This window comes from Alphaproteobacteria bacterium, assembly GCA_041396705.1.
Classification (GTDB): Bacteria; Pseudomonadota; Alphaproteobacteria; order CALKHQ01; family CALKHQ01; genus CALKHQ01.
In genome coordinates this window covers 48,787-73,916 of record JAWKYB010000004.1, presented here as the reverse complement: position 1 = coordinate 73,916, position 25,130 = coordinate 48,787, and the positions used below count along the sequence as shown (strand labels likewise).

At 67.5% G+C, this 25,130-nt stretch carries 27 protein-coding genes; 17 read left to right on the top strand and 10 right to left on the bottom strand.

The features are described from left to right. Nucleotides 1-31: 31 nt before the first annotated feature. Nucleotides 32-1,129, bottom strand: coding sequence for an ABC transporter ATP-binding protein (locus tag R3F55_06430; protein MEZ5667057.1), 1,098 nt, complete (start codon nt 1,127-1,129; stop codon nt 32-34). A gap of 425 nt (nt 1,130-1,554) precedes the next feature. Between R3F55_06430 and R3F55_06425 the strand changes: the two genes are divergently transcribed. The 7 genes from R3F55_06425 to R3F55_06395 all read left to right on the top strand — a co-directional run bounded on the left by R3F55_06425 (nt 1,555) and on the right by R3F55_06395 (nt 9,667). After that, entirely contained in the window at nt 1,555-3,081 is a 1,527-nt protein-coding gene (locus R3F55_06425) for an ABC transporter substrate-binding protein (GenBank protein ID MEZ5667056.1), read from the top strand. 135 nt (nt 3,082-3,216) lie between these two features. Further along, nucleotides 3,217-4,227, top strand: a complete 1,011-nt coding sequence (locus R3F55_06420) for a sugar ABC transporter permease (protein ID MEZ5667055.1) — start codon at nt 3,217-3,219, stop codon at nt 4,225-4,227. A gap of 7 nt (nt 4,228-4,234) precedes the next feature. Further along, nucleotides 4,235-5,116 carry a carbohydrate ABC transporter permease gene (locus R3F55_06415; protein ID MEZ5667054.1) on the top strand — a complete coding sequence of 294 codons (882 nt, stop codon included), beginning with the start codon at nt 4,235-4,237 and terminating at the stop codon, nt 5,114-5,116. 37 nt (nt 5,117-5,153) lie between these two features. Beyond that, the gene (locus tag R3F55_06410; protein MEZ5667053.1) at nt 5,154-6,248 is read left to right on the top strand and encodes an ABC transporter ATP-binding protein; all 1,095 of its coding nucleotides are present in this window, start codon (nt 5,154-5,156) and stop codon (nt 6,246-6,248) included. 90 nt (nt 6,249-6,338) lie between these two features. Next, nucleotides 6,339-7,313 carry a thiamine pyrophosphate-dependent dehydrogenase E1 component subunit alpha gene (locus R3F55_06405; protein ID MEZ5667052.1) on the top strand — a complete coding sequence of 325 codons (975 nt, stop codon included), beginning with the start codon at nt 6,339-6,341 and terminating at the stop codon, nt 7,311-7,313. A gap of 30 nt (nt 7,314-7,343) precedes the next feature. Beyond that, nucleotides 7,344-8,357: an alpha-ketoacid dehydrogenase subunit beta gene (locus R3F55_06400; protein ID MEZ5667051.1), complete on the top strand. Its 1,014-nt coding sequence runs from the start codon at nt 7,344-7,346 to the stop codon at nt 8,355-8,357. Between the two features lie 194 nt (nt 8,358-8,551). After that, on the top strand, nt 8,552-9,667 hold the full coding sequence (locus R3F55_06395) for an acetoin dehydrogenase dihydrolipoyllysine-residue acetyltransferase subunit (GenBank protein MEZ5667050.1): 1,116 nt from the start codon (nt 8,552-8,554) through the stop codon (nt 9,665-9,667). An 87-nt stretch (nt 9,668-9,754) separates the two neighbouring features. Here the strand turns inward: R3F55_06395 and R3F55_06390 are convergent, their stop codons facing one another. After that, on the bottom strand, nt 9,755-10,363 hold the full coding sequence (locus R3F55_06390) for a hypothetical protein (GenBank protein MEZ5667049.1): 609 nt from the start codon (nt 10,361-10,363) through the stop codon (nt 9,755-9,757). A 252-nt stretch (nt 10,364-10,615) separates the two neighbouring features. Between R3F55_06390 and R3F55_06385 the strand changes: the two genes are divergently transcribed. The 6 genes from R3F55_06385 (at nt 10,616) to R3F55_06360 (ending at nt 14,743) form a co-directional block, all read left to right on the top strand. Next, the gene (locus tag R3F55_06385) at nt 10,616-10,885 is read left to right on the top strand and encodes a DUF4212 domain-containing protein (GenBank protein MEZ5667048.1); all 270 of its coding nucleotides are present in this window, start codon (nt 10,616-10,618) and stop codon (nt 10,883-10,885) included. Between the two features lie 16 nt (nt 10,886-10,901). Continuing rightward, a complete protein-coding gene (locus R3F55_06380; protein MEZ5667047.1) occupies nt 10,902-12,776 on the top strand; it encodes a sodium:solute symporter family protein in 1,875 nt (624 codons plus the stop codon). A 119-nt stretch (nt 12,777-12,895) separates the two neighbouring features. After that, complete coding sequence (locus R3F55_06375; protein ID MEZ5667046.1) at nt 12,896-13,216, top strand: YggT family protein; 321 nt, start codon at nt 12,896-12,898, stop codon at nt 13,214-13,216. A 5-nt stretch (nt 13,217-13,221) separates the two neighbouring features. Further along, the gene (locus tag R3F55_06370; protein ID MEZ5667045.1) at nt 13,222-13,533 is read left to right on the top strand and encodes a hypothetical protein; all 312 of its coding nucleotides are present in this window, start codon (nt 13,222-13,224) and stop codon (nt 13,531-13,533) included. 108 nt (nt 13,534-13,641) lie between these two features. After that, nucleotides 13,642-14,007 carry a hypothetical protein gene (locus R3F55_06365; GenBank protein MEZ5667044.1) on the top strand — a complete coding sequence of 122 codons (366 nt, stop codon included), beginning with the start codon at nt 13,642-13,644 and terminating at the stop codon, nt 14,005-14,007. A gap of 40 nt (nt 14,008-14,047) precedes the next feature. Beyond that, on the top strand, nt 14,048-14,743 hold the full coding sequence (locus R3F55_06360; protein ID MEZ5667043.1) for an RraA family protein: 696 nt from the start codon (nt 14,048-14,050) through the stop codon (nt 14,741-14,743). A 27-nt stretch (nt 14,744-14,770) separates the two neighbouring features. Here the strand turns inward: R3F55_06360 and R3F55_06355 are convergent, their stop codons facing one another. Next, the gene (locus R3F55_06355) at nt 14,771-15,328 is read right to left on the bottom strand and encodes a nucleoside 2-deoxyribosyltransferase (protein ID MEZ5667042.1); all 558 of its coding nucleotides are present in this window, start codon (nt 15,326-15,328) and stop codon (nt 14,771-14,773) included. A gap of 161 nt (nt 15,329-15,489) precedes the next feature. Here R3F55_06355 and R3F55_06350 point away from each other — a divergent pair, with 161 nt between their 5' ends. From R3F55_06350 to R3F55_06340, 3 genes are read left to right on the top strand one after another with little or no spacing between them, the layout of a single operon-like run. Beyond that, the gene (locus tag R3F55_06350) at nt 15,490-16,254 is read left to right on the top strand and encodes an ABC transporter ATP-binding protein (protein ID MEZ5667041.1); all 765 of its coding nucleotides are present in this window, start codon (nt 15,490-15,492) and stop codon (nt 16,252-16,254) included. After that, entirely contained in the window at nt 16,244-16,951 is a 708-nt protein-coding gene (locus R3F55_06345; GenBank protein MEZ5667040.1) for an ABC transporter ATP-binding protein, read from the top strand. Before R3F55_06350 ends, R3F55_06345 begins: the two co-directional genes overlap by 11 nt. After that, the gene (locus R3F55_06340) at nt 16,923-17,399 is read left to right on the top strand and encodes a hypothetical protein (GenBank protein ID MEZ5667039.1); all 477 of its coding nucleotides are present in this window, start codon (nt 16,923-16,925) and stop codon (nt 17,397-17,399) included. The genes R3F55_06345 and R3F55_06340 overlap by 29 nt, the downstream gene beginning before the upstream one ends. 142 nt (nt 17,400-17,541) lie before the next feature. Here the strand turns inward: R3F55_06340 and R3F55_06335 are convergent, their stop codons facing one another. From R3F55_06335 to R3F55_06305, 7 genes are all read right to left on the bottom strand, one after another. Next, complete coding sequence (locus R3F55_06335) at nt 17,542-18,171, bottom strand: hypothetical protein (protein MEZ5667038.1); 630 nt, start codon at nt 18,169-18,171, stop codon at nt 17,542-17,544. Nucleotides 18,172-18,320: 149 nt separating this feature from the next. Further along, nucleotides 18,321-18,908: a hypothetical protein gene (locus tag R3F55_06330; GenBank protein MEZ5667037.1), complete on the bottom strand. Its 588-nt coding sequence runs from the start codon at nt 18,906-18,908 to the stop codon at nt 18,321-18,323. Between the two features lie 144 nt (nt 18,909-19,052). Next, complete coding sequence (locus R3F55_06325; protein MEZ5667036.1) at nt 19,053-19,493, bottom strand: hypothetical protein; 441 nt, start codon at nt 19,491-19,493, stop codon at nt 19,053-19,055. 243 nt (nt 19,494-19,736) lie between these two features. Next, nucleotides 19,737-20,867, bottom strand: a complete 1,131-nt coding sequence (locus tag R3F55_06320; GenBank protein ID MEZ5667035.1) for a branched-chain amino acid ABC transporter permease — start codon at nt 20,865-20,867, stop codon at nt 19,737-19,739. Between the two features lie 4 nt (nt 20,868-20,871). Continuing rightward, on the bottom strand, nt 20,872-21,750 hold the full coding sequence (locus tag R3F55_06315) for a branched-chain amino acid ABC transporter permease (GenBank protein ID MEZ5667034.1): 879 nt from the start codon (nt 21,748-21,750) through the stop codon (nt 20,872-20,874). A gap of 91 nt (nt 21,751-21,841) precedes the next feature. Next, the gene (locus R3F55_06310) at nt 21,842-22,732 is read right to left on the bottom strand and encodes an ABC transporter substrate-binding protein (protein MEZ5667033.1); all 891 of its coding nucleotides are present in this window, start codon (nt 22,730-22,732) and stop codon (nt 21,842-21,844) included. Then, nucleotides 22,699-23,136 carry an ABC transporter substrate-binding protein gene (locus R3F55_06305; GenBank protein ID MEZ5667032.1) on the bottom strand — a complete coding sequence of 146 codons (438 nt, stop codon included), beginning with the start codon at nt 23,134-23,136 and terminating at the stop codon, nt 22,699-22,701. Before R3F55_06305 ends, R3F55_06310 begins: the two co-directional genes overlap by 34 nt. Nucleotides 23,137-23,698: 562 nt before the next feature. On the opposite strand from R3F55_06305, the gene R3F55_06300 reads away from it, so the two are divergent. Next, nucleotides 23,699-25,105, top strand: a complete 1,407-nt coding sequence (locus R3F55_06300) for an acyl-CoA dehydrogenase family protein (protein MEZ5667031.1) — start codon at nt 23,699-23,701, stop codon at nt 25,103-25,105. Nucleotides 25,106-25,130 lie beyond the last annotated feature (25 nt).

Here is a 25,130-nt window from a genome sequence, read left to right as displayed (position 1 = left end):
CCGACCCGTCGCTTTCTTTTCCGCGACCGAGTCAGCGTATCGCAGTTCCCGTTTGCTGCGCAAACACATGCGTATGGCTGGGTTCGAACTCCAGCCGCACTTCGGTACCGACCGGATAGGCCAGCGCCTCCTCTTCGGGCAGCACGATTTTGAACACCGTGTCCGCTGCCTGCATATCGAGCACCGTGACGTCGCCCAGCGGTTCGGTCAGGTGCACCTTTGCCGAAAAATTGGGCCCGCGCGGGTCGCCGCTGACCGGTTTCAGGTCATGCGGCCGGATGCCGAACCAGACCGCCTCGCCCTGCGCGAAATTGCCGAGCGCCTGCGCCCAGGGTCCGTCCGCGACCTCTGCGAACGGCAGCGACACGGCAGCGCGGCCGCCGTCGAGCTTGAGCCTGCCCTGCAGCATGTTCATCGGCGGGTCGCCGACCATCGTCGCCACATAGTCGTCGCCGGGACGCCGGTACAGCTCGGCCGGCGTGCCGACCTGCACGATCCGCCCATCGCGCAACACGCCGACCCGCTGGCCCATGCTGAGCGCCTCCAGCTGGTCCGGCGTGACATACAGCATGGTCGCGCCGATCTCGCGATGCAGGCGCTTGAATTCGGCCCGGGTGTCGTGCCGCAGCTTGGCGTCCAGGTTGGTCAGCGGCTCGTCGAGCAGCAACAGCTTCGGCTTGCGCACCAGCGCCCGGCCGATCGCCACCCGCTGCTGCTCGCCGCCGGACGCGGTGCCCGGCTTGCGCTTCAGCGTGTGCGACAGCCGCAGCATCTCGGCCACCTCGCCGACCCGCTGCCGCACCTCGCGGGCGCCGAGCCCGGCCTCGCGCAGCGGGTAGGCGAGGTTGTCGAAGATCGACATATGCGGGTAGAGCGCGAAGGTCTGGAACACCATCGCCATCTGGCGCTGCTGCACCGGCTCGCCCGTCACGTCCCGGCCGGCGAACAACACGCGGCCGGCATCGGGCGCCTCGATGCCGGCGATGCAGCGCAGGGTTGTGGTCTTGCCGGAGGCACTGGGGCCGAGAATCGCGAAGAACTCACCCGCGTCGATGTCGAGGTCGACGCCACGCAGCGCGGTGACCCGGCCGAACGACTTGCTCAATCCACGCAGCTTGAGATCGGTCACGTTTCCCACCCGACACGCGGCCGAAAGCCTGCCTGGCCGCCAGAATCCAGTTTCCGCGCCAGCTTCCGTGCGGCGCGCTTTTTTCTTCGCATAGCCTGCGACGGCCCGGAAGGCAATACGTCCATTGCCGTTTTGCAACCGATCGGGAATGGCAGGGGCGCCGGGGCCCTCGGGTCGCCGGGCTGCAATCGTTTACCAGCATGCCGCACCCGCCGCCTGTCAAAAGACGCTTGACACGAACAAATGTTGCGCCCTCACATGCCGGAGTTCCCGCGGTCAATTCAAAGGAGTGTCAATTCGATCCCGCAAACTGCGGATCGGGCCCGTAAATCAGCCGAACAACCAACGGGCCCGGCGCCGAATTGCGGACGGTCGGGATCATCAGCGCAGACCGCGGTTTGGAATCCCTGGGGAGGAGACGACCGATGTTCAAAGTGCCAGACAAGCCGCTGTACAAGAGCGTCAGCCGGCGGAAATTTCTCGAATTGGGCGGCGGTGCCGCCACGGCGCTCGGCGCAGGTTCGCTGGCCGTCGGTCTGAACTCCGTGATCGCACGGCGCCCGGTCTACGCCCAGTCGTCGGACGATGCGAAGTGGCGCCAGTACGAGGGCTCCAAGCTGGTGTTCATGTCGGAGAACACCCCGCCCTCCTTCGCCATCCGCGACACCATCCAGACCTTCTACGACCTGACCGGGATCGAGGTGGAAATCCTCACCGACGACCTGCCGGTGGTGCAGCAGAAGGTCGGCATCGACCTGCGCTCGGGCTCGTCCGACTTCCACCTGAACTACGTGCAGGACAAGCCCATCGGCTCGCCCTTCGCGGACTATTATGCGGACCTCAACCAGTGGCTCGGCGACGACACCCTTCCCCAGGACCCCGAGGGCTACGGTGAGGACGTCTGGTTCGAGAACTTCCTGAAGGCCTGCGGCTGGTTCTACGACAGCTCGCGGCTGGTCGCCTTCCCCTACGATGCGGCGGTGGCCTGCACCTTCTACCGGCAGGATCTGTATGAGAAGTACAGCCCGCAGTTCGAGGCGGAATACGGCTACCGGCTCGAGTTCACCCAGGACACGACCTGGAAGCAGGTGACCGACTTCGCCAAGTTCTTCAAGGCCCTGCGCGAGGGCGGCGAGGACGTGCCGTACGGCTATGCCCAGCACCAGGGCTCGTTCGCCTGGACCACCCAGCTCGACATCCAGCGCCTGCTTTTCGCGCACGGCCGCTGGGTCGACTTCAACATCGACGACAAGCTGGGCTCGAAGGAGCCGGGGCCGACCAACTGGGGCGACGCGCAGTCGATCCGCGCCATGGAGGCGTACAAGGAGCAGGCCGACGCCAGCCACCCGGACAACCTGGCCAACGGCACGCTGGAGCTGAACACGGTCTACCAGGCCGGCCAGATCGCGATGCAGGTGCAGTACCACGAGTTCGCGGCCTCGATCGAGGACCAGAACACGTCGGTGGCGTCCGGCGGCAAGACCGCCTACGCCCCCTGCCCGAAGGGCGCGCCGGAATACCTGGTCGGCGACGGCGAACTGGTCAACGGCTGCAACTGCGGCATCGGCGGCATCGGCATCAATGGCAATGCGTCCGAGGATCTGCAGCGCGCCGCCTACATCTTCGCGATCTGGGCGACGTCGGCCAACATCCAGTACGACGTGCTGAAGGGCCTGGGCGGCACGCCGACCCGCAAGTCGGTGCTGGAGCGTCCCGATGTGGTGGCGGCCCGCAACCGGCCGACCGACATGCCGAACGCGCTGACCTTCGAGGCGGTCTACGACATCGGCATCCGCGACCCGCACTTCGTGCTCGGGCCGAAGATCCCGGAAGCGAACGAGTACCACAACATCATCGCTTCCGAGTGCCAGGCCTGCGTCGCCGGCAGCGCGACGCCGGAGGAAGCCTGCGCCAACATCAAGGAACGGCTGGACGACCTGCACGACATCTAGTCGATCGGACCGGCGGCCCCGGAACGCGCACCTGCGCGGCTCCGGGGCCATCGGCCTGCGGCGCTCGGTCCCCGTGGACGCAAGGAAAGACATGTCCGTCAGCACGAACGGGCCTGACCGATCGGTGACGCCGCGATGACAGCGGCCACGGAGGCAGGCGAGCACAGGCGCAGCGTCGTTGCCGCCCGGCCGGGCGACCGTGCGCCCGACTGGGGCGCGTTCCGCGTCGACGGCACGCCGGCCAACCTGAACAAGGAACCGTCGAAGGCGTTCTACTGGTACCTGATGCTGCCGGCGATCGTCCTGCTGGCCTGCATCAGCCTCTATCCGTTCTTCTGGCTGATCTACATGAGCCTGCATTCCGTCGGCGATGCGGGCGACATCAACAAGTGGAACGACTTCAAGAATTTCACCCGGCTGGTCCGGGACGACGAGTATCTCAACGGCTGGTGGCTGCTGATCAAATACTCCGCCATGTGCATGGTGCTGGAAGTGGCGATCGGCGTGTTCCTGGCGGTGGTGCTGAACGGCAGCCGCATGGAAAAGTGGCTGGTCACCCTGTTCCTGATGCCGATGATGATGGCGCCGGTGATCGCGGGCACCGTCTGGTACTTCCTCTACAACGGCACCTTCGGCTGGTACCACTGGCTGTTCCAGAGCCTGGGCATCCTCGACGCCAAGTCGATCCTGGGCGACCCGTCGACGGCGATGTTCGGCATCGTGCTGGTCGACGTGTGGCAGTGGACGCCGCTGATCACCCTGATCACGCTGGCCGGCATGAAGCGCGTGCCGCAGGACCAGGCCGAGGCGAATCTCGTCGACGGCGCCGGCCCGCTGAAGAACTTCCTGCAGATCACCCTGCCGAACCTGTACCCGTTCCTGCTGATCGCCATCCTGCTGCGGTTCATGGACAATTTCCGCTTCATCGATGCGATCCTGGTGCTGACCGGCGGCGGGCCGGCCGACGCGACCAAGATCCTGCCGGTCTACCTGTTCGACGTGTCCTTCTCGTTCTTCAAGCTGGACCGGGGCGCGGCGATCGCCTTCACCCTGCTGCTGGTCACGATCATCCTCGGCATGCTGCTGGTCAGGGTGTTCGAGGATCCGTCCCAGAAGCGCGCCCACGGCGCGCCGGCCGAAGGATAGCCGCGCCATGGCCTCGCGCGAGATCGTCCAGTACCGGTCGCCGGCACGCACCGCCTTCGCGGTGTTCTCAGTGGCGTTCCTGATCTTCTATCTGGTCTGGAGCCTGCTGCCGATCTTCATCATGTTCGTCTCGTCGATCAAGGATCTGCTGGAGGCGTTCCAACTGCCGGCAGTCGGCGATTGGGGCGACGCCCTGCCCACCTTCTTCAACTTCACGCCGACCTTCGCCCACTACGAGAACCTGTTCGTGCAGGAAAGCTTCTCGACCTACCTGGTCAACAGCCTGGTCGCGGCGGCGGGTTCGGCGGCGATCTCGGTGGTGCTGGGCGCGATGGCGGCCTACAGCCTCAGCCGCATGGACTTCCGCGGCAAGAAGGACCTGTTCTTCTGGATCATCTCCACCCGCATGGCGCCGGTGGTGGCGGTGATCGTGCCGCTGTGGGCGATCTTCCGCAGCCTCGACCTGGTCGGCACGCTGCCCGGCCTGATCATCGCCTACACCACCTTCAACCTGCCCTTCGCGATCTGGATCCTGAAGGGCTTCTTCGACAACGTGCCCTACGCCATCGAGGAAGCGGCGATGTGCGACGGCTGCACCCGGCTGCAGGCCCTGCGCGAGATCCTGCCGCTGGTCGCCCCCGGCGTCGGCGCGTTCCTGGTGCTGTGCGTGCTGTTCGCCTGGAACGACTATCTGTTCGCCTCGATCATCGGATCCGGCGGCGCCAAGACCCTGCCGGTCGCCACCCGCGGGCTGGTGCAGCCGCAGAACATCCAGTGGGGCAGCATCATGGCCGCCGGCGTGGTGACGACCGTGCCGATGATGTTCCTCGGGCTTCTGATCCGCCGCTATCTGGTGGCCGGTCTGACGATGGGCGCGGTGCGCGAATGACGCAGCGGCGCGCGAATACGGAAGGATAGTCGCGGCAATGGCCGAAATCCGCATCGACCACGTCTGGAAATATTACGGCAAGACCGTCGCGGTGAAGGACCTGAACCTGGTCTGCGCCGATGGCGAGTTCCTTTCGGTGCTGGGGCCTTCGGGCTGCGGCAAGTCGTCGACGCTGCGCATGCTGGCCGGGCTCGAGCACATCTCGGCCGGCGACGTCAGCTTCGGCGGCAAGCGGGTCAACGAACTGCCGCCGAAGGACCGCGACATCGCGATGGTGTTCGAGAACTACGCGCTCTATCCGCACAAGACCGTGTTCAACAACATCGCCAACGCGCTGAAGCTGCGCAACGTCGACAAGCCGACCATCGACAAGAAGGTGCGTCAGGCCGCCGAGCTGCTGGAGATCGGCCATTTGCTCGACCGCCGCCCGCAGGAACTGTCCGGCGGCCAGAAGCAGCGCGTGGCCATCGGGCGCGCCATCGTGCGCGAGCCGCAGCTGTTCCTGTTCGATGAGCCGATCGCGCATCTGGACGCCAAGCTCAGGGCCCACATGCGCGGCGAGCTGAAGCACATGCAGCGCACGCTCGGCACCTCGATGATCTATGTCACCCACGACCAGCTCGAGGCGCTGTCGATGGCCGACAAGATCGCGGTGATGCACGAGGGCGTGCTGCAGCAATACGGCACGCCGGCCGAGATCTACGACCATCCGGTCAACGAGTGGGTCGCGGGCTTCGTCGGCGAGCCGCCGATGAACTTCGTCGATTGCGAGCTCAGGGGCGACGGCGGCGCGGTGCTGGTCACCCACCCGTCCTTCGCGGTGCCGATGACCGCGGCGCAGGCCGCCGGGCTCGACGGCGTCGCCGGTGGCGCCGCCCGGATGGGCGTCCGGCCCGACGACGTTGCCATCGCGATGGAGGCGAGCGGTCCGCACAGCTTCCAGGCCAAGGTGTTCGTCACCGAGCCGATCGGCGGCGACATGCTGGTCGACACCGAGCTGGCCGACGGCCGGCGCGTGCTGGTCCGCACCAAGCCGGGCTTCACCGGCAAGGCCGGCGAGACCTGCTGGCTGACATTCAACGCCAACCGCTGGCACCTATTTTCCAGCGCGGACGGGCGTGCTTATTATTGACCACCGGCCGCGGCGGGGCGGACCGCCGGGGCAGAAAACGACAACCGCCGGCCCCGTCCGTTACGGGAAGACAGCTAGGGGAGGAGCCATATGCTGCAATTGAGCCGCGATGAGTTGATCCAGGCCTACACGCGGATGAAAACCATCCGCGACTTCGAGGAGCGCCTGCACGTCGAGTTCGGCAATGGCGAGATTCCCGGCTTCGTCCACCTGTACGCGGGTGAGGAAGCGAGCGGCGTCGGCGTCTGCCAGCACCTCAGCGAAGGGGTCGACTACATCGCCAGCACCCACCGCGGCCACGGCCACTGCATCGCCAAGGGCTGCGACGTCAACGCCATGATGCGCGAGATCTTCGGCAAGGAAGGCGGGCTCTGCAACGGCAAGGGCGGCTCGATGCACATCGCCGACCTCGACAAGGGCATGATGGGGGCCAACGGCATCGTCGGCGGCGGCCCGCCTCTGGTCTGCGGCGCGGCGCTGGCGGCGAAGACCCTCGGCACCGGCGGCGTCGCGGTCGCCTTCGTCGGCGACGGCGGCTCCAACCAGGGCACCACCTTCGAATCGATGAACCTGGCAACGGTCTGGAAGCTGCCGGTGATCTTCGTGTTCGAGAACAATGGCTACGCCGAGTCCACGCCCTCCTACTGGTCGGTGTCGAGCGGCGACATCGTCAAGCGGGCCGAGGCGTTCGGCATGCCCGGCGTCCAGGTCGACGGCTTCGACTTCTTCGCCGTCTACGAGGCGGCCGGCGAAGCGATCGAGCGGGCCCGCAAAGGTGGCGGTCCGACGCTGATGGAGGTCAAGCTCACCCGCTTCTACGGCCACTTCGAAGGCGACGCGATGACCTATCGCGGCAAGGGCGAGGTGGAGAAGTTCCGCGAGAGCAAGGACTGCCTGAACATCTTCCGCCAGAAGGTCACCGAGACCGGCCTGCTGGAGGCCAAGGTCATGGACGAGATCGATGCTGAGGTCGCCAAGCTGGTCGACGGTGCGGTCGCCGACGCCAAGTCGGCCCCCGACCCGCCGGACAGCGAGCTGCTGACCGACGTTTACGTCTCCTACTGACCGTCAGCGCAGAAAAGCGAGGGGAAAGCCATGGCTCGCAAGCTCTCATTCCGTGGCGCCATCAACGAGGCGCTGCGGCAGGAAATGGAACGCGACAAGACCGTCGTGATCATGGGCGAGGACATCGCCGGCGGCACCGAGGCCCCCGGCGAGCAGGACGCGTGGGGCGGCCCGCTCGGCGTGACCAAGGGGTTGCAGCCGATCTTCGGCCCGACCCGGGTGCTGGACACGCCGATCTCGGAAAGCGCCTTCGTCGGCGCCGCGATCGGCGCGGCCACCTCCGGCCTCAGGCCGGTGGCCGAGCTGATGTTCGTCGACTTCATGGGGGTCTGCTTCGACCAGATCTTCAACCAGGCGGCCAAGTTCCGCTACATGTTCGGCGGCAAGGCCGAGACGCCGGTGGTGATCCGCTGCATGATCGGCGCCGGCTTCCGGGCGGCGGCACAGCATTCGCAGTGCCTGTACCCGCTGTTCACCCACATCCCCGGCCTGAAGTGCGTCGTGCCGTCGTCGCCCTATGAGGCCAAGGGCCTGCTGACGGCAGCGATCCGCGACAACGACCCGGTGATGTTCTTCGAGCACAAGCTGCTCTACGACATCGAGGAGGACGTGCCGGAGGATCCGTACACGATCCCGATGGGCGAGGCGAACCTGGTCCGCGAGGGCGACGACGTCACCATCGTCACCCTGGGCCGCATGGTCGGCCTGTCGAAGGACGCCGCAGACGCGCTGTCGAAGGACGGCATCGAGTGCGACGTGATCGACCTGCGCACCACCTCGCCGATCGACATGGATACGGTGCTGGAGAGCGTCGAGAACACCGGCCGGTTGGTGGTGGTGGACGAGGCGCACCCGCGCTGCAACATCGCCACCGACGTTTCGGCGGTGGTGGCGCAGGAGGCGTTCGGCGCGCTGAAGGCGCCGATCAGGATGGTGACGGCGCCCCATGCGCCGGTGCCATTCTCGCCCGCGCTGGAGGACATCTACATTCCCTCCGCCGACAAGATCGCCGCAGCCGTGCGCGCAGTCCACGGCCACGCCTGAGCGCGGCCCCGATGCCCGGTCGACGGCGCCGCGCGTAGCTGCGCGCGGCGCCGTCGCCGCACCGACACCAAGCACCCGAACGAGCCGTGGCGCCGGATGGCGACCGGGGCCTGCCATCATCGACCTGCGCCGGACCGGACCAGACAGGGGGACCGCCTGGCGCAAGCGGGGACGATGCCCCAGGGATTGAGATCATGAGCGAAGCGATTCAAGCCGTGGTGATGCCGAAATGGGGCCTCGCCATGCAGGAAGGCACCCTGACCGACTGGCACGTTGCCGAAGGCGACAGCATCGCGCCGGGCAAGGAAATCTGCGACATCGAGACGTCGAAGATCGCCAACGCGCTGGAGGCGACGATCAGCGGCACCGTCAAGCGCCTGGTGGCCAAGCCCGGCGAGACGCTGCCGGTGGGCGCGCTGATGGCGGTGGTGGTCAACGGCGCGGCGTCGGACGCCGACATCGACGCCTTCGTCAAGAAGTTCGAGGACGAGTTCGCCGAGCTGATGGCGGCGGCCGAAGCGGCCGCGCCGAAGGCGCAGAGCGCCGAGATCGACGGCCGCAAGATCAACTACCTGCAGGTGGGCCAGGACGGTCCGGCCGTGGTGTTCATCCACGGCTTCGGCGGCGACCTGAACAACTGGATGTTCAACCAGCCGGTGCTGGCCTCCAATCACCGCACCTTCGCGCTCGACCTGCCCGGCCACGGCGCCTCGTCGAAGAGCGTCGGCGACGGTTCGTTCCAGATGCTGGTCGACACGGTCGCCAAGTTCCTCGACGTGATCGACGTCGACAAGGCGCATCTGGTCGGCCACTCGCTCGGCGGCGCGATCGCGATCGCGGTCGCCGCGGCGGCGCCCGGCAAGGTCGCCTCGCTGACCCTGGTCAGCCCGGCCGGCCTCGGCGGCGAGATCAACATGGACTACATCAACGGCTTCATCGGCGCGCAGCGGCGCAACGACATGAAGCCGGTGTTGCAGATGCTGTTCGGCGTGCCCGAGCTGGTGACCCGCGACATGGTCAACGAGGTGCTGAAGTTCAAGCGTCTCGACGGGGTCGAGGGCGCGCTGAAGACGATCAGCGGCGCGGTGTTCGCCGGCGGCAAGCAGGCCGCGCAGCTGCGCGACCAACTGGCCGGACTGGCAGTGCCGGTGCGCATCATCTGGGGCGAGCTGGACCGGATCCTGCCGCCCGGCCACGGCGACGGCCTCGCCGGCAACGTCAAGGTGACCAAGGTCGGCAAGGTCGGCCACATGGCCCACATGGAGGTTGCCGCCGACGTCAACAAGATGGTCGAGGAAGCCACCGCCTGACCCGGCGCCGGATCGCGCGGATACGGAAAAGGGGCCCCGCCGCGGGCCCCTTTCTCGTTTCCGACCGCAAGGCCATATCGGGAGCGGTTACGCGCCGTCCCGCGCGGCACGACCGAGTTCCGCGCCGAGCCGCGCCGGGTCCAGCCCTTGGGCCAGGTCCTCATAGGCACGCACCATCAGGAAGCGCACGTTGTTGACGATGGTGGTCTCGTCGTGGCGCCGCATGTCCGGGTGGATCGGCATCAGGGCATAGATGCGGCCGCCGGCGCGGACCGCGATCTCATGCACCCTGCGTGGCGGCGCCATGGCCGCGCGATCGAGGCTGAGACGGATGGCGGCGACCTCCGGCGCGACCGCGACGCCGGCCTGCGCCAGCCGCGGCTCCGCGCCCAGCACCTCAGCGGCCACGTCGCCCAGCGCAGCCGGCTGCGGCGCGCACCCGCCGGCCCTGATCGCGACGTCGCAGACCAATGCCAGATCGGCCAGTGCGGCGACATAGGCCTGCCAGCGGCCGCGCTCCAGGCCGGCGACGAAGTCGGCCTCGAGCATCAGCTTGTCCCACATCACGCCGGCGCGGGCCCGGCAGTACTCGAACATCGCCTTCTGCGACACGAACGCGGCCCGTCCGGCCATGAACGCGCATAGGTCGGCGCGCGACTCGACCTTCAGTGGAGTGCCGAGCAGCCCTTCAACCATGCGGCGCAGCATTTCACGGACCTGTCATAGGTCTTGTCGAGACTCCGACGATACGGGTATGAGTGTTTCGCTTGGTCAACAAGCGAATTCGTCATTGCGGGAGAGACGGACGGCCCTCAGGCGGACCCCTCGGCAAGGCGGGACGGAAGAGCATCGACGATCGGCCTGGTTTGCCGACGGGACTGCCATCCAAGAATCCGGAACGTGCCCAACAGCGGTGCTGGCACCGATGCGTGCAGGAGGTTCTAGGGAATGGCGGACACTGGAATAGCGCCGGAGGTTGCCCGGCGCCACTGGCAGCGGACCAAGAACTTGATGTGGGTCACGCTGCTGATCTGGCTGATCTTCAGCTTCGTCATCCATTTCTTCGTGGATGCGCTCAACGACATCGTAATTCTCGGATTCCCGCTCGGCTGGTACTTCGCCGCGCAAGGCTCGCTCATCGTGTTCGTGATCCTCTGCTTCTGGTTCTCCGCCCGGCAGAACCGGATCGACGAGGAATGCGGGCTGTCGGAAGACTGAGGCGGGGAGCGCAGTCATGAGAGGCGATTTCACCCAGAATCTGGGCCGGATCTACGGTATCTATACCGGCGGTTTTGCGGCCTTCGTCATCCTGCTGGCCGTCCTCGAACAGGTCGGCCTGCCCAACGACATCATCGGCTACCTGTTCGTCTTCTTCACCATCGCGGTCTATGCCGGCATCGGCATTCTATCGCGCACCATGCAGGTGTCGGAATACTATGTCGCCGGCCGCAAGGTCCCGGCGCTGTACAACGGCATGGCGACCGCTGCGGACTGGATGTCGGCGGCCTCGTTCATCGCCATGGCCGGCGGGCTCTACAATGCCGGCTACAGCTATCTCGCCTTCGTGCTCGGCTGGACCGGCGGCTATGTGCTGGTGGCGGTGCTGATCGCGCCCTATCTGCGGAAGTTCGGCGCCTACACGGTGCCCGATTTCCTCGGCGCCCGCTATGGCGGCAACGTCGCCCGGCTGATCGGCATCATCGTGCTGTTCTGCTGCTCGTTCACCTACATCCTCGGCCAGATCACCGGCACCGGCGAGATCGCGTCGCGCTTCCTCGACATGGATTTTTCGGTCGCGGTCTACGTCGGCCTGCTCGGCATTCTGGTCTGCTCGATGCTCGGCGGGATGCGCGCGGTGACCTGGACCCAGGTCGCCCAGTACATCGTGCTGATCGTCGCCTATCTGGTGCCTGTGGTGATCCTGTCGGCCCAGCAGACCGGCGTGCCGCTGCCGCAGATCATGTACGGTCAGGTGCTGCAGCAGATCCAGGAACTGGAGGCGACCAAGCCGGCCCTGGCCGGCGCCAAGCCATTCATCCAGACGCCGCAGAACTTCACCGAGGCGCTGAATTTCTTCGCGCTGATCGTCTGCCTGATGATCGGCACCGCCTCGCTGCCGCACGTGCTGATGCGGTTCTTCACCACGCCCAGCGTGCGCGACGCGCGCAAGTCGGTCGGCTGGTCGCTGCTGTTCATCTTCCTGCTCTACTTCACCGCGCCGGCCTATGCCTCCTTCGCCAAGCTCGAGGTCTACCAGAACGTGCTCGGCGCCAGCGTGGCCAGCGTCGACGACGTGCAGGCACTGCTGGCCAGCAACAGCTGGATCCAGTCCTTCGGCGACCTCGGACGCGTCAGCGTCTGCGGCTTCACCGGCAACAAGGCGGCCGACATCGCGATGACCGCACAGGCCATCTACGAAGCCTGCCAGGCCGGCGGGATCACCGAACTGGTCCATTCCGCCTTCGCCATCCAGACCGACGTGGTCGTGATCGCGACGCCGGAGATCGCGGGCCTGCCCTATGTCATCGCCGGGCTGGTCGCCGCCGGCGGTCTCGCCGCCGCCCTGTCGACGGCCGACGGCCTGCTGCTGGCCATCGCCAACGCGCTCAGCCACGACATCTACTACCGGATGATCGACCCGCATGCCTCGACCCGCCGCCGCCTGGTGGTGGCACGCGTGCTGCTGGTCATCGTCGCGGTGGCGGGTGCCAGCGCGGTCGCCTTCCTCGACATGGGCAACATCCTGGCGCTGGTCGCCTGGGCGTTCAGCCTCGCTGCCGCCGGCCTGTTCCCGGCCCTGGTGCTGGGCGTTTGGTGGAAGCGCACCACCAAGGCCGGCGCCGTCTGGGGCATGATCGCCGGTTTCGGCGTCACGCTGGCCTACCTGATCTACACCCATGCCGGCGTCGGCTTCGGGGCGGAGCCGATCTGGGGGATCAGCAACATCTCCGCCGGAATCTTCGGCATCCCGATCGGCTTCCTGGTGACCTACGTCGTCAGCCTGATGACGCCGGCACCGTCGCAGGAGATGCAGGACTTCATCGAGGCCCTGCGCATTCCCAAGGGCGAGGCGCTGATGGACCGCGAGACCGAGGCCAAGCAGGCCTGACGCCTCGCCGATCCGGCCGTCGGCCGTACGATGCGAAGGGGCGCAGCCATGCGCCCCTTCTTTCGCTAAGCTTGCCGCCGGGGACTCGCCCCGCTGCGCAAGGAAGCGGCCGCACCGGCATGGACACCAGCTTCTGGGACTACTGGTACTTCCACCTGCCCAACTATGCGCTGGCGGTGCTGATCTACACCATGCTGGCGCGTGTGCTGCTCGGCCTGTTCGTGCCGCCGGCGTGGGACAATTACATCTGGCGCGCCTTCCAGCGGCTGACCGACCCCGTGCTGGCCACCTTCGGGACCCTCACGCCGCGCAGCGTGCCGCGGCCCCTGCTGATCGGCTTCACCGTGGTCTGGCTGATGCTGCTGCGGGTCGCCCTGTTCGTGCTGTTCCTCGAGCTCGGCATCGCGCCCGGCATCGAGATCCCGGCCACGCAGGGCTGACCGGCATGGACAAGGACTTCGTCATCTTCCTGCTGGTCGGCGTGTGCATCGTCAACGGCATCTTCTCGCCCGCCGTGTTCTACGTCTGGGGCTATGCGCTGGCCTGGTATCCCGGTTTCCTGCCGTTCACGCCCGAGCTCAGCTTCTATCTGACCTCGCTGATCACCGCGACGCTGACCCTGATGCTGAGCGGCGTGGTCGCGGCGCTGTTCGAGCGCCTGACCCGGCGCGCGACGACCGACAAGACCAGCCTTTGGGTCTGGTTCGCCGCCGCCGCCGCGCTGAGCATTCCCGCGCTGGACAACGCCGTCGGCTGATCGCCGCACCCGGCCCGGCCGTCACCGACGCCGGCGCGACACGGGGTGTTGATTGGCCGCCGGGCCGGCATTGGGCAATCGTAAAGGCTTACGAGTGCGGACCGAGCCATGGACACCATTCCGCGCCTTGCCCTGATCAGCGTTTCCCGCGCCTGCGGCTTTGTCGGGCTCGGCATCATGTGCGTGATGGTCGGCCTGTCGTTCGACCCCTATCTGTGCGCCAAGTCGGGCGCCATCCTGTTCTCGATCCTGGCGCTGGTGCTGCGCTACCGCGCCATGCGCGCCCATCGCATGAACCACCGCAACACCGAGGTCTGGGTGATGCTGGACACGGACGACCTGCCACGCGGCGACTACGCCGCCCGGCTGGTCGCCAACGCCTATCGCGACGCGTTCCTGCGCTGCGGCGACTACGTGCTGTGGATCGCCGGCGCCCTTTGGGCGATTGCCATGGCCCTGTGGCTCTGGGCATAGTGGACGCCCGCCACCGCACACCAGCTGCCGAGACCAGACCATGATCGACCAGGCCCGCCTCAACGCGCTCGCCGCCTATGACACGCCGACGATCTGCAATGCGCTGGAGGTGGCGCGGCCCGAGCGGCGCGGCTTCGGCTTCACCGTGCGCACGCTGATCGCCCCGTTCCCGGAGCTGAAGCCGATGGTCGGCTACGCCCGCACCGCCACCATACGCAGCGCCCGCCCGCCAGCCGGCGATCCGGCCGCGGTCCGCGCCCAGCGCATGGCTTACTACCGCTACGTTGCCGCCGGCGACGGCCCGCACATCTCGCTGATCCAGGATGTCGACGACACGCCCGGCCTCGGCTCGTTCTGGGGCGAGGTCAATTCGGCGATCCACAAGGCGTGCGGCTGCCTCGGCGTGGTCACCAACGGCGCCATCCGCGACCTCGACGCGATCGCGCCGGATTTCGCGATGCTGTCCGGCACCGTGGTGCCGTCGCACATCTGGGCGCATCTGGTCGACTTCGGCTGCGAGGTCGCCATCGCCGGCATGGTCGCCCAGCACGACGACCTGATCCATGCCGACCGCCACGGCGCGGTGATCGTGCCCAAGGATGCGGTGGACGCGGTGCTGGCCGCGGCCGACCTGGTCACCCGCAAGGAGGCGCCGATCCTCGCCTGCGCCCGCAGCGCCGACTTCAGTCTCGACAAGCTCGAAGCCGCGTTCGGCCAGTCCGACGACATCCACTGAGCCGCCGGGCAGCCGGCCCGGCTCGGTTCAGCTCAGCAGAGCGCGCGCCTGGGCGACACAGCGGGCGAAGGCGTCCAGCGCGGTGAAGCGCGCGTCCGGCGGCGCTTGCGTCACCTCCACCGTCGCGCCCGAAGCCGCCACCGCACCGTGCATCATCAGGTTGTCGGCCATGCCGAATTCCTCGATCGCCATGCCGTCGGCGTCGCTGGCGCCGGGCGCGATGTCCAGGCAGGCCCGGGTGCGCTCCGCGAAACCCCGCCCGTCGTTGCTGTAGCCCAGCACCAGCCGGCCGAGGGCGCGCATGAAGCCCATCTCGAAGGCGGTGCCCACGTCCATGCTGGGGCCGCGGAACGGCGTCATGTTGGCGATGATCAGGTCGCAGCCGCGCATCAGCTGCTCGTTGGCGGCCGAGATGCGCCAACCGGCCTCGAACGGTGCGAGGCCGCCCAGGTCCAGCGACTTGTCGAGCGGAAACACGCCGACGAAACCATGGCGGGCGCAGATGGCCTTCTTGGCCGCCGCAGCCGCCATCGGATCGGGCAAGAACACCTCCGGGCCGGCCAGATAGATGCGCTCGTCGGCCATGCAAATCCCCCATCCTGCGCATGGCCGGACCAATAGGCGACCAATCGGCCGCCAACGGTACGGAATCGGCCCGAACCGGTTCGTTGCGCTTGATCTTCTCGCGGCCAGTCGCCACCCTGCCAGCGGGTCAGCGGATTGGCAAGGTTACGGCCGCGCATACCATGGCAATACTCGAGGTGCGCAACCTGAGCCGTCGGTTCGGCGGGCTGATGGCCGTCGCAGACGTCAGCTTCATGATCGAGGAAGGCACCATTCACGGCCTGATCGGGCCCAACGGCGCCGGCAAGACCACCACCTTCAACGTCGTTTCCGGCTACTACAAGCCGACGTCAGGCCGCGTGCTCTATCGCGGCGCCGACATCGGCGGGCTGTCGACCGCGCAGATCGCGCGGCGCGGCCTGATCCGCACCTTCCAGTCGACCACGCTGTTTCGCGAGATGACGGTGCTGGAGAATGTGCTGGTCGGCCGGCACATGCACGCCCATGCCTCGTTCCTGCGCCAGGTGCTGGGTCTGACCGGCGCGGTCGAAGCCGGCGCGCGGCGCGCGGCAGAGGACATCCTCGCGTTCGTCGGCCTGGCCGGGCGGGCGCACGATACGGCCGGATCGCTCAGCCACGGCATGCAGCGGGCGCTCGGCATCGCCGTCGCCCTCGCCGCCGAGCCGACGGTGCTGCTGCTGGACGAGCCGTTCACCGGCATGAATCCGGAGGAGACCGGCACGATGATGACGCTGATGCGCAAGGTGCGCGACCGCGGCGTCACCATGCTGCTGGTCGAGCACGACATGCAGGCGGTGATGGGCCTGTGCGAGCGCATCACCGTGCTCAGCTTCGGCCGCCTGCTTGCCGAGGGCGGGCCGGACGAGATCCGCAGCAATCCGGCCGTGATCGAAGCCTATCTGGGAGCCAGCCTGGATGCGGCTTGAGATCAGGGACGCGGTCGTCCACTACAGCAGCGTTGCCGCGCTGAAGGGCGTCAGCATGACCGTGCCGGAGGGCGGCATCGTCACCATCATCGGCGCCAACGGTGCCGGCAAGAGCACCACGCTGCGCTCGATCTCCGGCCTCAACCGGCTGTCGCAGGGCGAGATCCGCTTCGGCGACGAACGGATCGACCGGCTGCCGGCCGAGAAGATCGTCGCCCGTGGCATTGCCCACGTGCCGGAGGGCCGGCGCGTGTTTCCCGACCTGACGGTGCTTGAGAATCTGCGCACCGGTGCCTTCCTCCGCCACGACCGTCATGCGGTGGCCAACGATCTCGACGACGTGTTCGAGCGGTTCCCCCGGCTGAAGGAGCGGCGCGGCCAGTGGGCCAAGACCCTGTCCGGCGGCGAGCAGCAGATGCTGGCGATCGGACGCGCGCTGATGGCCAAGCCGAAGCTGCTGCTGCTGGACGAGCCGTCGATGGGGCTGGCGCCGGTGGTGGTGCAGGAGATCGCCCGCATCATCCGCGTCCTGGCCGAGCGCGGCATCACCATCGTGCTGGTCGAGCAGAACGCCGAGCTGGCGCTGAAGCTCGCGCACTATGCCTACGTGCTGGAGACCGGCAGCGTCGCGCTCGAGGGGCCGGCCAACGACCTGCACGAGAACGACCATGTCCGCCGCGCCTATCTCGGCGGCTGAGGAAGACATAGCCGAGCCGGTCCGCGCCGCGCTTGCCCGCGCCGGCTGGCCGGTCGAGGCCTGGACCTGGGAACGGGCGATGGCAGCGGCTCTCGCCGCGCTCGCGGGTGGCCACGCGGCGGCCGCCCGGACCGCGCTGGCAGGCGCCGCGGCGCTGGCCGAGACCCACTTCGCGGCCGACGACCTGCGCCGGGTCACCGCCTCGGCCGATCTCGCAGCGCTGGACGGCGACACGGCAGCGCTGGACAGGCTTGCCGAACGCTGGATGGCCGGCGAGGCCTGGGCCACGGCCTGCAGCCGGCCGTCGGCGCGCGCAGTTCCACCTTCCACCTGCGGCTCAGGCAGCGCGATGCGGCGGGGTTCGAGTCGGTCGGCCGGCGCCGGCTCGCGGCGCTGTGGGCCGAGGGCCGCGACCGGCTGGCGGCGTTGCGGGAGAGGCCCGGCCTAGCGGGGCTGCAGTCCGGGCCGGCGTTGGCGGCCTGGCAAAGCACGGCCGCGCGGCTGGCATTCGGCGACGAGCGCAGGCTCGCCGGCGCGGCCCGGCTGCTGCTCGATGCCCGGACCTGACTCCGCTCGGGCGGGATCGGCCCTCAATCGAAGACGTCGTAGCCCTTCGGCAGCTGCGCCTTTGCACGCTGTTCGCGGCGATAGCCGACATAGGCGATGGCCGCCCCGATCGGCACGGCAAGGCCGAACAGCAGGGCAAGCGTCCCGGCCTGCGCCCAAACCAGGGTCGCCAGGTTGGCCACGCCGGCCACGGTGGCAACGATCAGGCCGGGAACCACACGGCGGGTCGCGAATACGACAAAGGCCGCGCCGAGAATGACGATCAGCAGCAGGTTCTGCGGCAGGCGCAGCCGGTTCGTCGCCTCGATCTCGACCGCCAGCGACTGCATGCGTTCGATGTCGCTCTCAAACAGATCGAGGACTTCCGGCGAATAATCGCTGCCCTGGCGCAGCCGCTCCAGTTCGCCCGGCATCAACGCGACATTCTCGATGTCGATCGCACCGATTTCCTGCAGCAGCTGCATGGCCTCGTCGTTGCCCCGGCTGGCCTGACCCATCAGGCTGTTCTCGGTGAGGACGGGCATCATCGCCTGCCCGGCGAGCTGGCTGAGGCTCGCCGTGGAGAGCTTGACCGCAAAAAGGATGGCGCCCAGCACGAGCACCACCGTTCCCCACACACGCATCGCTGCCTCCCGCCAAACAAGCGGGTCCATTCCGGCGCATCCGGGACCCGCTGTCCAGCGTTCCGGTTGCACCGGCCAGGCCGGTGCGTTGCGTCTCGCCGGCGGATACGGAAATACGGAACAAAAAAACGGCCCGGCGAAGCCGCCGGGCCGTCTACCGGATACGCTTGTGCGACGGGTCAGGCCGCGGATTGGCTCTGCTTCGACCCGAGCGCGGCCAGCACGCCGCCGACCGCCACGACGATCGCGACGATCCAGCTGATCGCATGGTCCGACGCCATGATGAAGGCAATCACGGTCAAGGCTATGCCGACAAGGGTCAGCAGCCCCGGCATCGCCATGCCGGTTCCCTTGATCGACAGGAAGCCGAGGATGACGGCGATCACCCCGCCGATGATGGCGATGTAGAACCAGGTCATGTAGTCGCCGACCGCGCCCATGCCCTCTTCCAGCTGGGTCGCCATCGTCTCGAGCTGCGTGATCATCGCCTGGTCGGCGCCTTCTGTGCCGCGCAGTTCCTCGATTTTCGCCCGGATCGCGCCGACGAAGTCATCGCCTTCCACCTGGATGCCTGCGCCTTCCAGCATGGCCGTGATCTGCTCGGTCGCCTCGCTCGAGGCGCCCGACCCCTGGACCACGTTGATGATACCGATCACGGCGAGGACGGCGCCCGCGATCAGGCCGATTAGACCACCGACGAGCTTCATGATGCTCTGCCTCCATTTACCAGATGAACTGTGCGCAATCCTGCCGCCCGTTGGTGACAATCGTCGTTGTCCTTCATCGGGGAATCGCTGCCGGGCTGCTTGTCGCCGACGGTCGATCGGATGCGTCTTGCCGAAAGGAAGACCGCGAAACGGGAGCAGAAACCCGTGGGGTATCCGCTCCCGCAGTCGCGCAAGGGCTGCGGCTCAGGCAGCAGCCATGCCGCTGTCTTTCTTGGCCCCCATGTAGCCGAGCACGCCGGCAAGGATGATCAGGCCATTCCAGATGATCGGCAGAAGCACGTCGCCGCCCTGGATCAACGACAGCACGAGCAGCACGATGCCGATGATGGCGACGATGATGCCGTTGACCGGGTTCTTGCTCGCGCAGATCATGATTCCGAGCACAACCACGATGATCGAAACGATGAGCGCGACCCAGGCGACCCAGCCCAGGGTGCTGACCACTTCGGAGGTCATCGCAGCGGCGGCTTCCGCATCCCCGCCGGCAGCGTCGGCGATCGCCTGCTGACCCTCCGCGCTTTGCATCGCCTCATCGATCATCTGCGTGCCGAAGACCAGCAAAGCCGTCAAGATCGTCTGAATGATGCCGACGATGATGGCAATGACGCCACCTGCTATCCGCATATTGTCTGCCTCCTTTGATGTTTCGACGCGACGGCCCGGAAAGGCGAATTCGTTGCGAATCGCCGCGCTTCTCCCGCTGAGGGAATGTGAGTCTAACAGGGAATGCAAGCATTCAACAAGTTCTGGGCACGGGAATGGCACATCTATGACGTGCCCGTGCCGAACGGCAGGCCGTTTTTTGGCATCCGTACGTTGATCACACCGGCTCGACTGCATATCGACAGTCGCCGATGCGCCGGCACCTTAGTGCCTCGATTGCTCCGCCGCGGTCTTGCCTTTGCCGCGGCGCCGCCAGGTCCAGGCTCCCTCCAGGCCCCGCGGCAGGAACAGCACGCTGAGAATCAGAATGCCACCGTAGAAGGCCGGGCGCAACGCCTCCACGTCCAGTTCGCGCAACACCACCTCGTTCAGGATGGTCAACGCAATCACGCCGACGATCGGGCCGGCGAATGTGGCCGTGCCGCCGACGATCACCCAGATCAGCACATAGACCATCTGCGCCACGTCGAACCGGTTCGGCGACACCGAGCCGACGCCGTGCGCCATCAGCGCGCCGGCCAGGCCGGCGAAGGCCGAGCCGATCACCAGCGCCAGCGTGCGATAGCGGCGGGTGTCGACGCCCACCGAGGCGGCGAGCGAATCCTGCCAGTGGATCGCATGGAATGTCATGCCGATGCGCGAGCGCTCCACCCGCCACAGCAGCCACAGCGACGCGGCAACGACCACCAGGCAGAAATAATAGTAGTTGGCGGTGAACAGCGGCTTCGAGAAGCGGATCAGCAGATCCTCGTGCACCGGCATCAGGCCGAGGAAATAGTCGCCGGTCTGGCCGCCGGCGCCCGGTTCGCCGAGCCGGAGCGACAGCCAGTCGGCCAGACCGCCGAGATGCAGGTCGGGCAGCGCCGGCACCTGGGTCAGCCCCTTCGGGCCGCCGAACGGCACGGTGAACTTCTTCCAGCAGAGCCGGATCACCTCGGCCGCGGCAAACGAGCCGATCAGGAAGTAGAAGCCCTTCATCCGGAACAGCGGGAAGCTGAGCAGCCAGGCCACCAGCCCGGTAACCGCCGCGCCGCCGGCCATGGCCAGCACCACCGGCAGGCCGAGCAGCGACGCCAGCAGCGCGCTGCCATAGCCGCCGACGCCCATCATCACCACATGGCCCAGCGACCACTCGCCGGTCAGCGTGATCAGCCGGTAGCTGGCGACCAGCAGGATGTTGACCAGCAGCAGCACCGCCAGTTCGCGCTGCGAGATCGACAGCAGGTGCGGCAACGCCAGCAGGCCGGCGGCCAGCACCAGCCAGCCGACGGCCGTCGCCAGCGGCCGCCAGGCGCTGCCGCCGGCCGCCCCCTGCCGGGCCGCGATCGCGCTCATCGGCTCATGCCCGCTCGCGCGCGCCGAACAGCCCGGTCGGCTTGACCACCAGCACGACCAGCATCAGCAGCAGCCCGACGATGCCGGCGACCGTGCCGTCGGTATAGGTGGTGACGAAGGTGTCGACGAAGGCGTAGAGCACGGCCGCGACCACCGCGCCCTCCAGGCTGCCGATGCCGCCGACGATGATCACGATGAAGGCGGCGACGATGATGGAATGGCCCATATAGGGCTCGATCGGCACGTTCATCGCCATCAGCCCGCCGGCGATGCCGGCCAGCGCCGCGCCGAGCCCGACCGCGATCTGCGCGGTGCGGTTGACCGAGATGCCCTGCAGCTGCGCCGCCTCCGGGTCCTGGGCGCAGGCCCTGAGCGCCCAGCCGGTGCGGGTATGACGCAGGAACAGGTAGAGCAGGCCCAGCACCAGCACGGCGACGCCGATCACCAGCGCCCGCTCATAGGCCAGCTGTGCGCCTTCGATGCCGAGCTGCAGGCTGCCGTCGAGGATGTTGGGCAGGTCCTTGGCCCGCACCCCGAACTGTACCACCGCCAGCGACTGCAGGATCAGCAGCAGGCCGATCGACAGGATCAGGCCGCCCAACGGGTTGTCGCGCATCGGCCGGAACAGCCCGCGCTCCATCGCCAGCCCGATCAGCGCCACCACGATCACGGCGACCGCAAGCCCGAGCAGGAACGGTCCCGACTGCTCCACCGTCACGGTGTAGACCGCGAAGGCGCCGGCCATGTAGAGCTCGCCGTGGGCGAAATTGACGATCCGCATCACGCCGAAGATCAGCACCAGGCCGACCGCGACCAGCGCCATGTAGCTGGAGGCATAGAGCGCGTTCAGCACCGTCTGCAGCAGGGTGGCGAGGTCGGGCATTCAGGCGGCGCCGGGCTGCGCGGCACGGCGCCGGGCGAGGCATGGCCCCGCCCGGACGACGCGCGCGGACGTTGCGATCGGACGCGCGGCGTCAGCCACGCTGGTAGTACATCTCGCCCATCTCCTCCATCTTGGCGATGAGGGTGTCCTTATGGGCTTCCCACCAGGCCGGGATGCTCTTGAACTCGGCGATCTCGGCCTTGCCGTCGCGGATCACCACCACCGGCCAGTCGCCGACCAGTGCATTGTCGATGCCGAACAGGTCCTTGCCCCACCACTCGGCCGCGCCGAAGCAGTGCTTGCCGGTGCCGCCTTCCTTCATCGCGGCCAGCACGTCCTGCGGCTCCACGCTGCCGGCCCGGGTCGCGGCGTCGGCCCACAGGTCCAGGATCGAGGCGTATTCCCACGACACCGCGCTCCATTCGCCCGGGAACCGCTCGGCATATTCGGCATAGAACGCGTTGGGGTCGCGGAAGTTGATGCGCGGATCGTTCAGCGCCGCGTCGTCGAAATCGGGGAACTGGAAGACGAAGCCCTCCATGAACTCCTTCGACGTGTTGGCGACGACGTCGTGGTAGTAGTCGCAGGTGCACGAGATGATCTGACCCTTGAAGCCCTGCTGGTAGGCCTGCTCGCACAGCAGGTTGACGAAGTCGGCATAGGCCGTGTCCAGGCACAGGATGTCCGGGTTCGACGACAGCATCGAGGTCATCACCGGGGCGAAGTCGGTGGTCGAGATATCGAAGAACAGCGTGTCGTTGACCGTGATCCCGGCCGCCTCGAATGCCGCCTGGTAGGTGGCGACCGAAGGCCGGCCGAGCGAATCGTCCTGGGCGCAGATCACCGCCGTCTTCAGTTCGGGCCGGTTCTCCGCCACCCACTGCACGCCGGTGACGTTGTAGATCGGGTGCACCTCGCACGGTGCGATCAGGTTCGGCGTGTCCGGCGTCAGGTCGCTGGGCAGCAGGGTCGAGACCAGCATGTCGGCCTGCGAGGCGACGGCAAGGCCGCCGGCATGGTGTCGCCGCCCAGCATCATCACGAACTTGACGCCGTCCTCGAACACCAGCTGGGTCATGCCGACCGAGGCCTTGTCGGCGAGGTATTCGTTGTCGTAGGGCACCAGCTCGACCATGTACTGGTCGCCGCCGATGGCCAGCCCGCCGGCGGCGTTCACGTGCTCGGCCCAGATCTGGCAGCCGTACAGGCCGGGCAGCCCCCAGGCCGCGACCTCGCCGGTCAGCGGAGCCAGGAAGCCGATCTTGACCGTCTTCTCTTCCGCGCTTGCCTTGCGCGGCGCCTGGGTGACCGCACCCAGCGCCGCCAAGCCGGCCGCGCCCCCGCCCAGTACCCGCCGCCGTGACAGCTGGAATCCCCGCCTCACCATGATCCGTTCCTCCCTCTGCGCCGGACGCCCGCCCCCGCGCGCGCCGCGACCGGTCCTGCCCGCCTGCCGTGCGGGCCGCTCGCCTGAAGTGCGTCGATCATAGCGTCGAGGCGCAACGACCGGTCAAGTGATTAGACCACTTGCCGGGCAAATCCGAACCAAAGGATGACCCAAAACAAGGCCAATTCGAACCATTACAGACGGTGCGCGCAACGCACCGGCGCGCACGGCCCGTCGCGCATGGCTCGGCCTGTGCCGCCATTTCCGCGGCTCCTGCGCCGAACCCCAACCGCACGGTGCCCTTGCGCTGCGAAGCGGACGCCGCTCCGATGCCTGGCCGCAGGCCATGGTGGCTCAGACCAATCTTCGCCGACTGGTCCGATTTGGTCCTGTCGTGCCGTTCCGGTTCTTGCTCCCGCGTCGGCGCCTCAGCTACCGTTTTCTCCGGCAGTCGGCTGCGCCCGCGGGCGCAGCGGCGCGAACAACGGGCGGACGGCCGCACGCCCTGCCGGCGCCAGTGCCGGCCGCGCGGCCTCCAGCCGAACAGGCAGCGAGGGTGCACATGAGCGCGGCGAAGATGTGGGGCAGCGAGCCTTTCTGGGGTCTCGGCTTCGAGTGGGATCCGCAGTGGCTGCTCAACGACGAGCAGAAGCGGCTGCAGGCCAAGCTTATCGAGCTGTGCCGCACGACCCTGCGCGACAACGCGGTCGAGAGCGACCGCGGGCTGATCTTCCCGCGCAAGAACTTCGAGGCGCTCGCCGCCCACGGCTTCCTCGGCCTGCTGGTGCCGAAGGAATGGGGCGGGCTCGGCCAGTCCCACGTCTGCGCGGCGATGGCGGTGGAAACGATCGCGCGCTACGGCTGCGCCTCGACCGCGATGTGCTACACCATGCACCTGGGCGCGGTCGCCGCGGCCATGCTACGCGCCTACGACAACCCGACCATCGAGGCGCTGATGCGCCGGCTGGACAAGGAATGCCTGGTCGGCACGCTGAGCTATTCCGACCCGGAGACCGGGTCGCATTTCTGGTACCCGGTGAGTTCGCGGGCCGAGGACGCCGGCGATAAGTGGCGGGTGCTGAAAAAGGCCTCCTGGACCACGTCGGGCGGATTTGCCGACTGGTACATCGTGCAGACCACCAGCCCGAATTTCGACGGCAACTATTCCGACCTGAGCTGCTTCCTGATCATGGGCGACGAGGTCAAGGCCGAGCCGTCGAAGTGGGACGCTCTCGGGCTGCGCGGAAACCAGTCGGGCACGCTGCTGGTCGACAACGTCGAGATCCCGAAGGACCGCATGGTCGGCCCGAAGGGCGACGGCGCCAACTCGAACGACGAGGCGGTGGACCCGTTCTTCCTGATCTGCTCGTCGGCGTGCTGGAACGGCATCGCGCTCGGCATGATGGACATCGGGCTGATGCACACCACCCGCAAGAAGCACGTCGACGTCGGCATGCGGGTCTGCGACTACCCGACCATCCAGGACTATTTCGGCGAGGGCCTGATCTCGACCAACGCCTGCCGCGCGCTCGACTTCATGGTCGCCAAGGCGCTGGACGACGCCACCAACGACTGCGACTGGTCGATCCACAAGGGCGACCCGTCGAACCTGCCGCGCGCGGCCTATCTGCACTGGTGCTGGCAGATCAAGTTCCAGGCGGCCAAGAACGTGGCCGAGGTGTCCGACAAGATGCTGCATGCCTGCGGCGGCACCGGCTACAAGAAGGACCTGGGCATCGAGCGCTATCTGCGCGACGCCAAGGCCGGCTGGGTGATGGGCCCGACCAACGAGGTGCTGCGCCAGTTCGTCGGCAAGGCGGTGCTGCTCGGCTTCGGTGCGCTCGACTACTGGAACCAGGCGATCAACGAGCGCGTGATCTACAACGAGACCAAGAAGATGACGCCGGAGCAGAAGCGCGCGCTGGCCGAGCGCCTGCTCGCCGAGGCGGAGCCGAAGGCGGCCGAGTAGGCCTGCGCGGAACGGACGGCGGGCG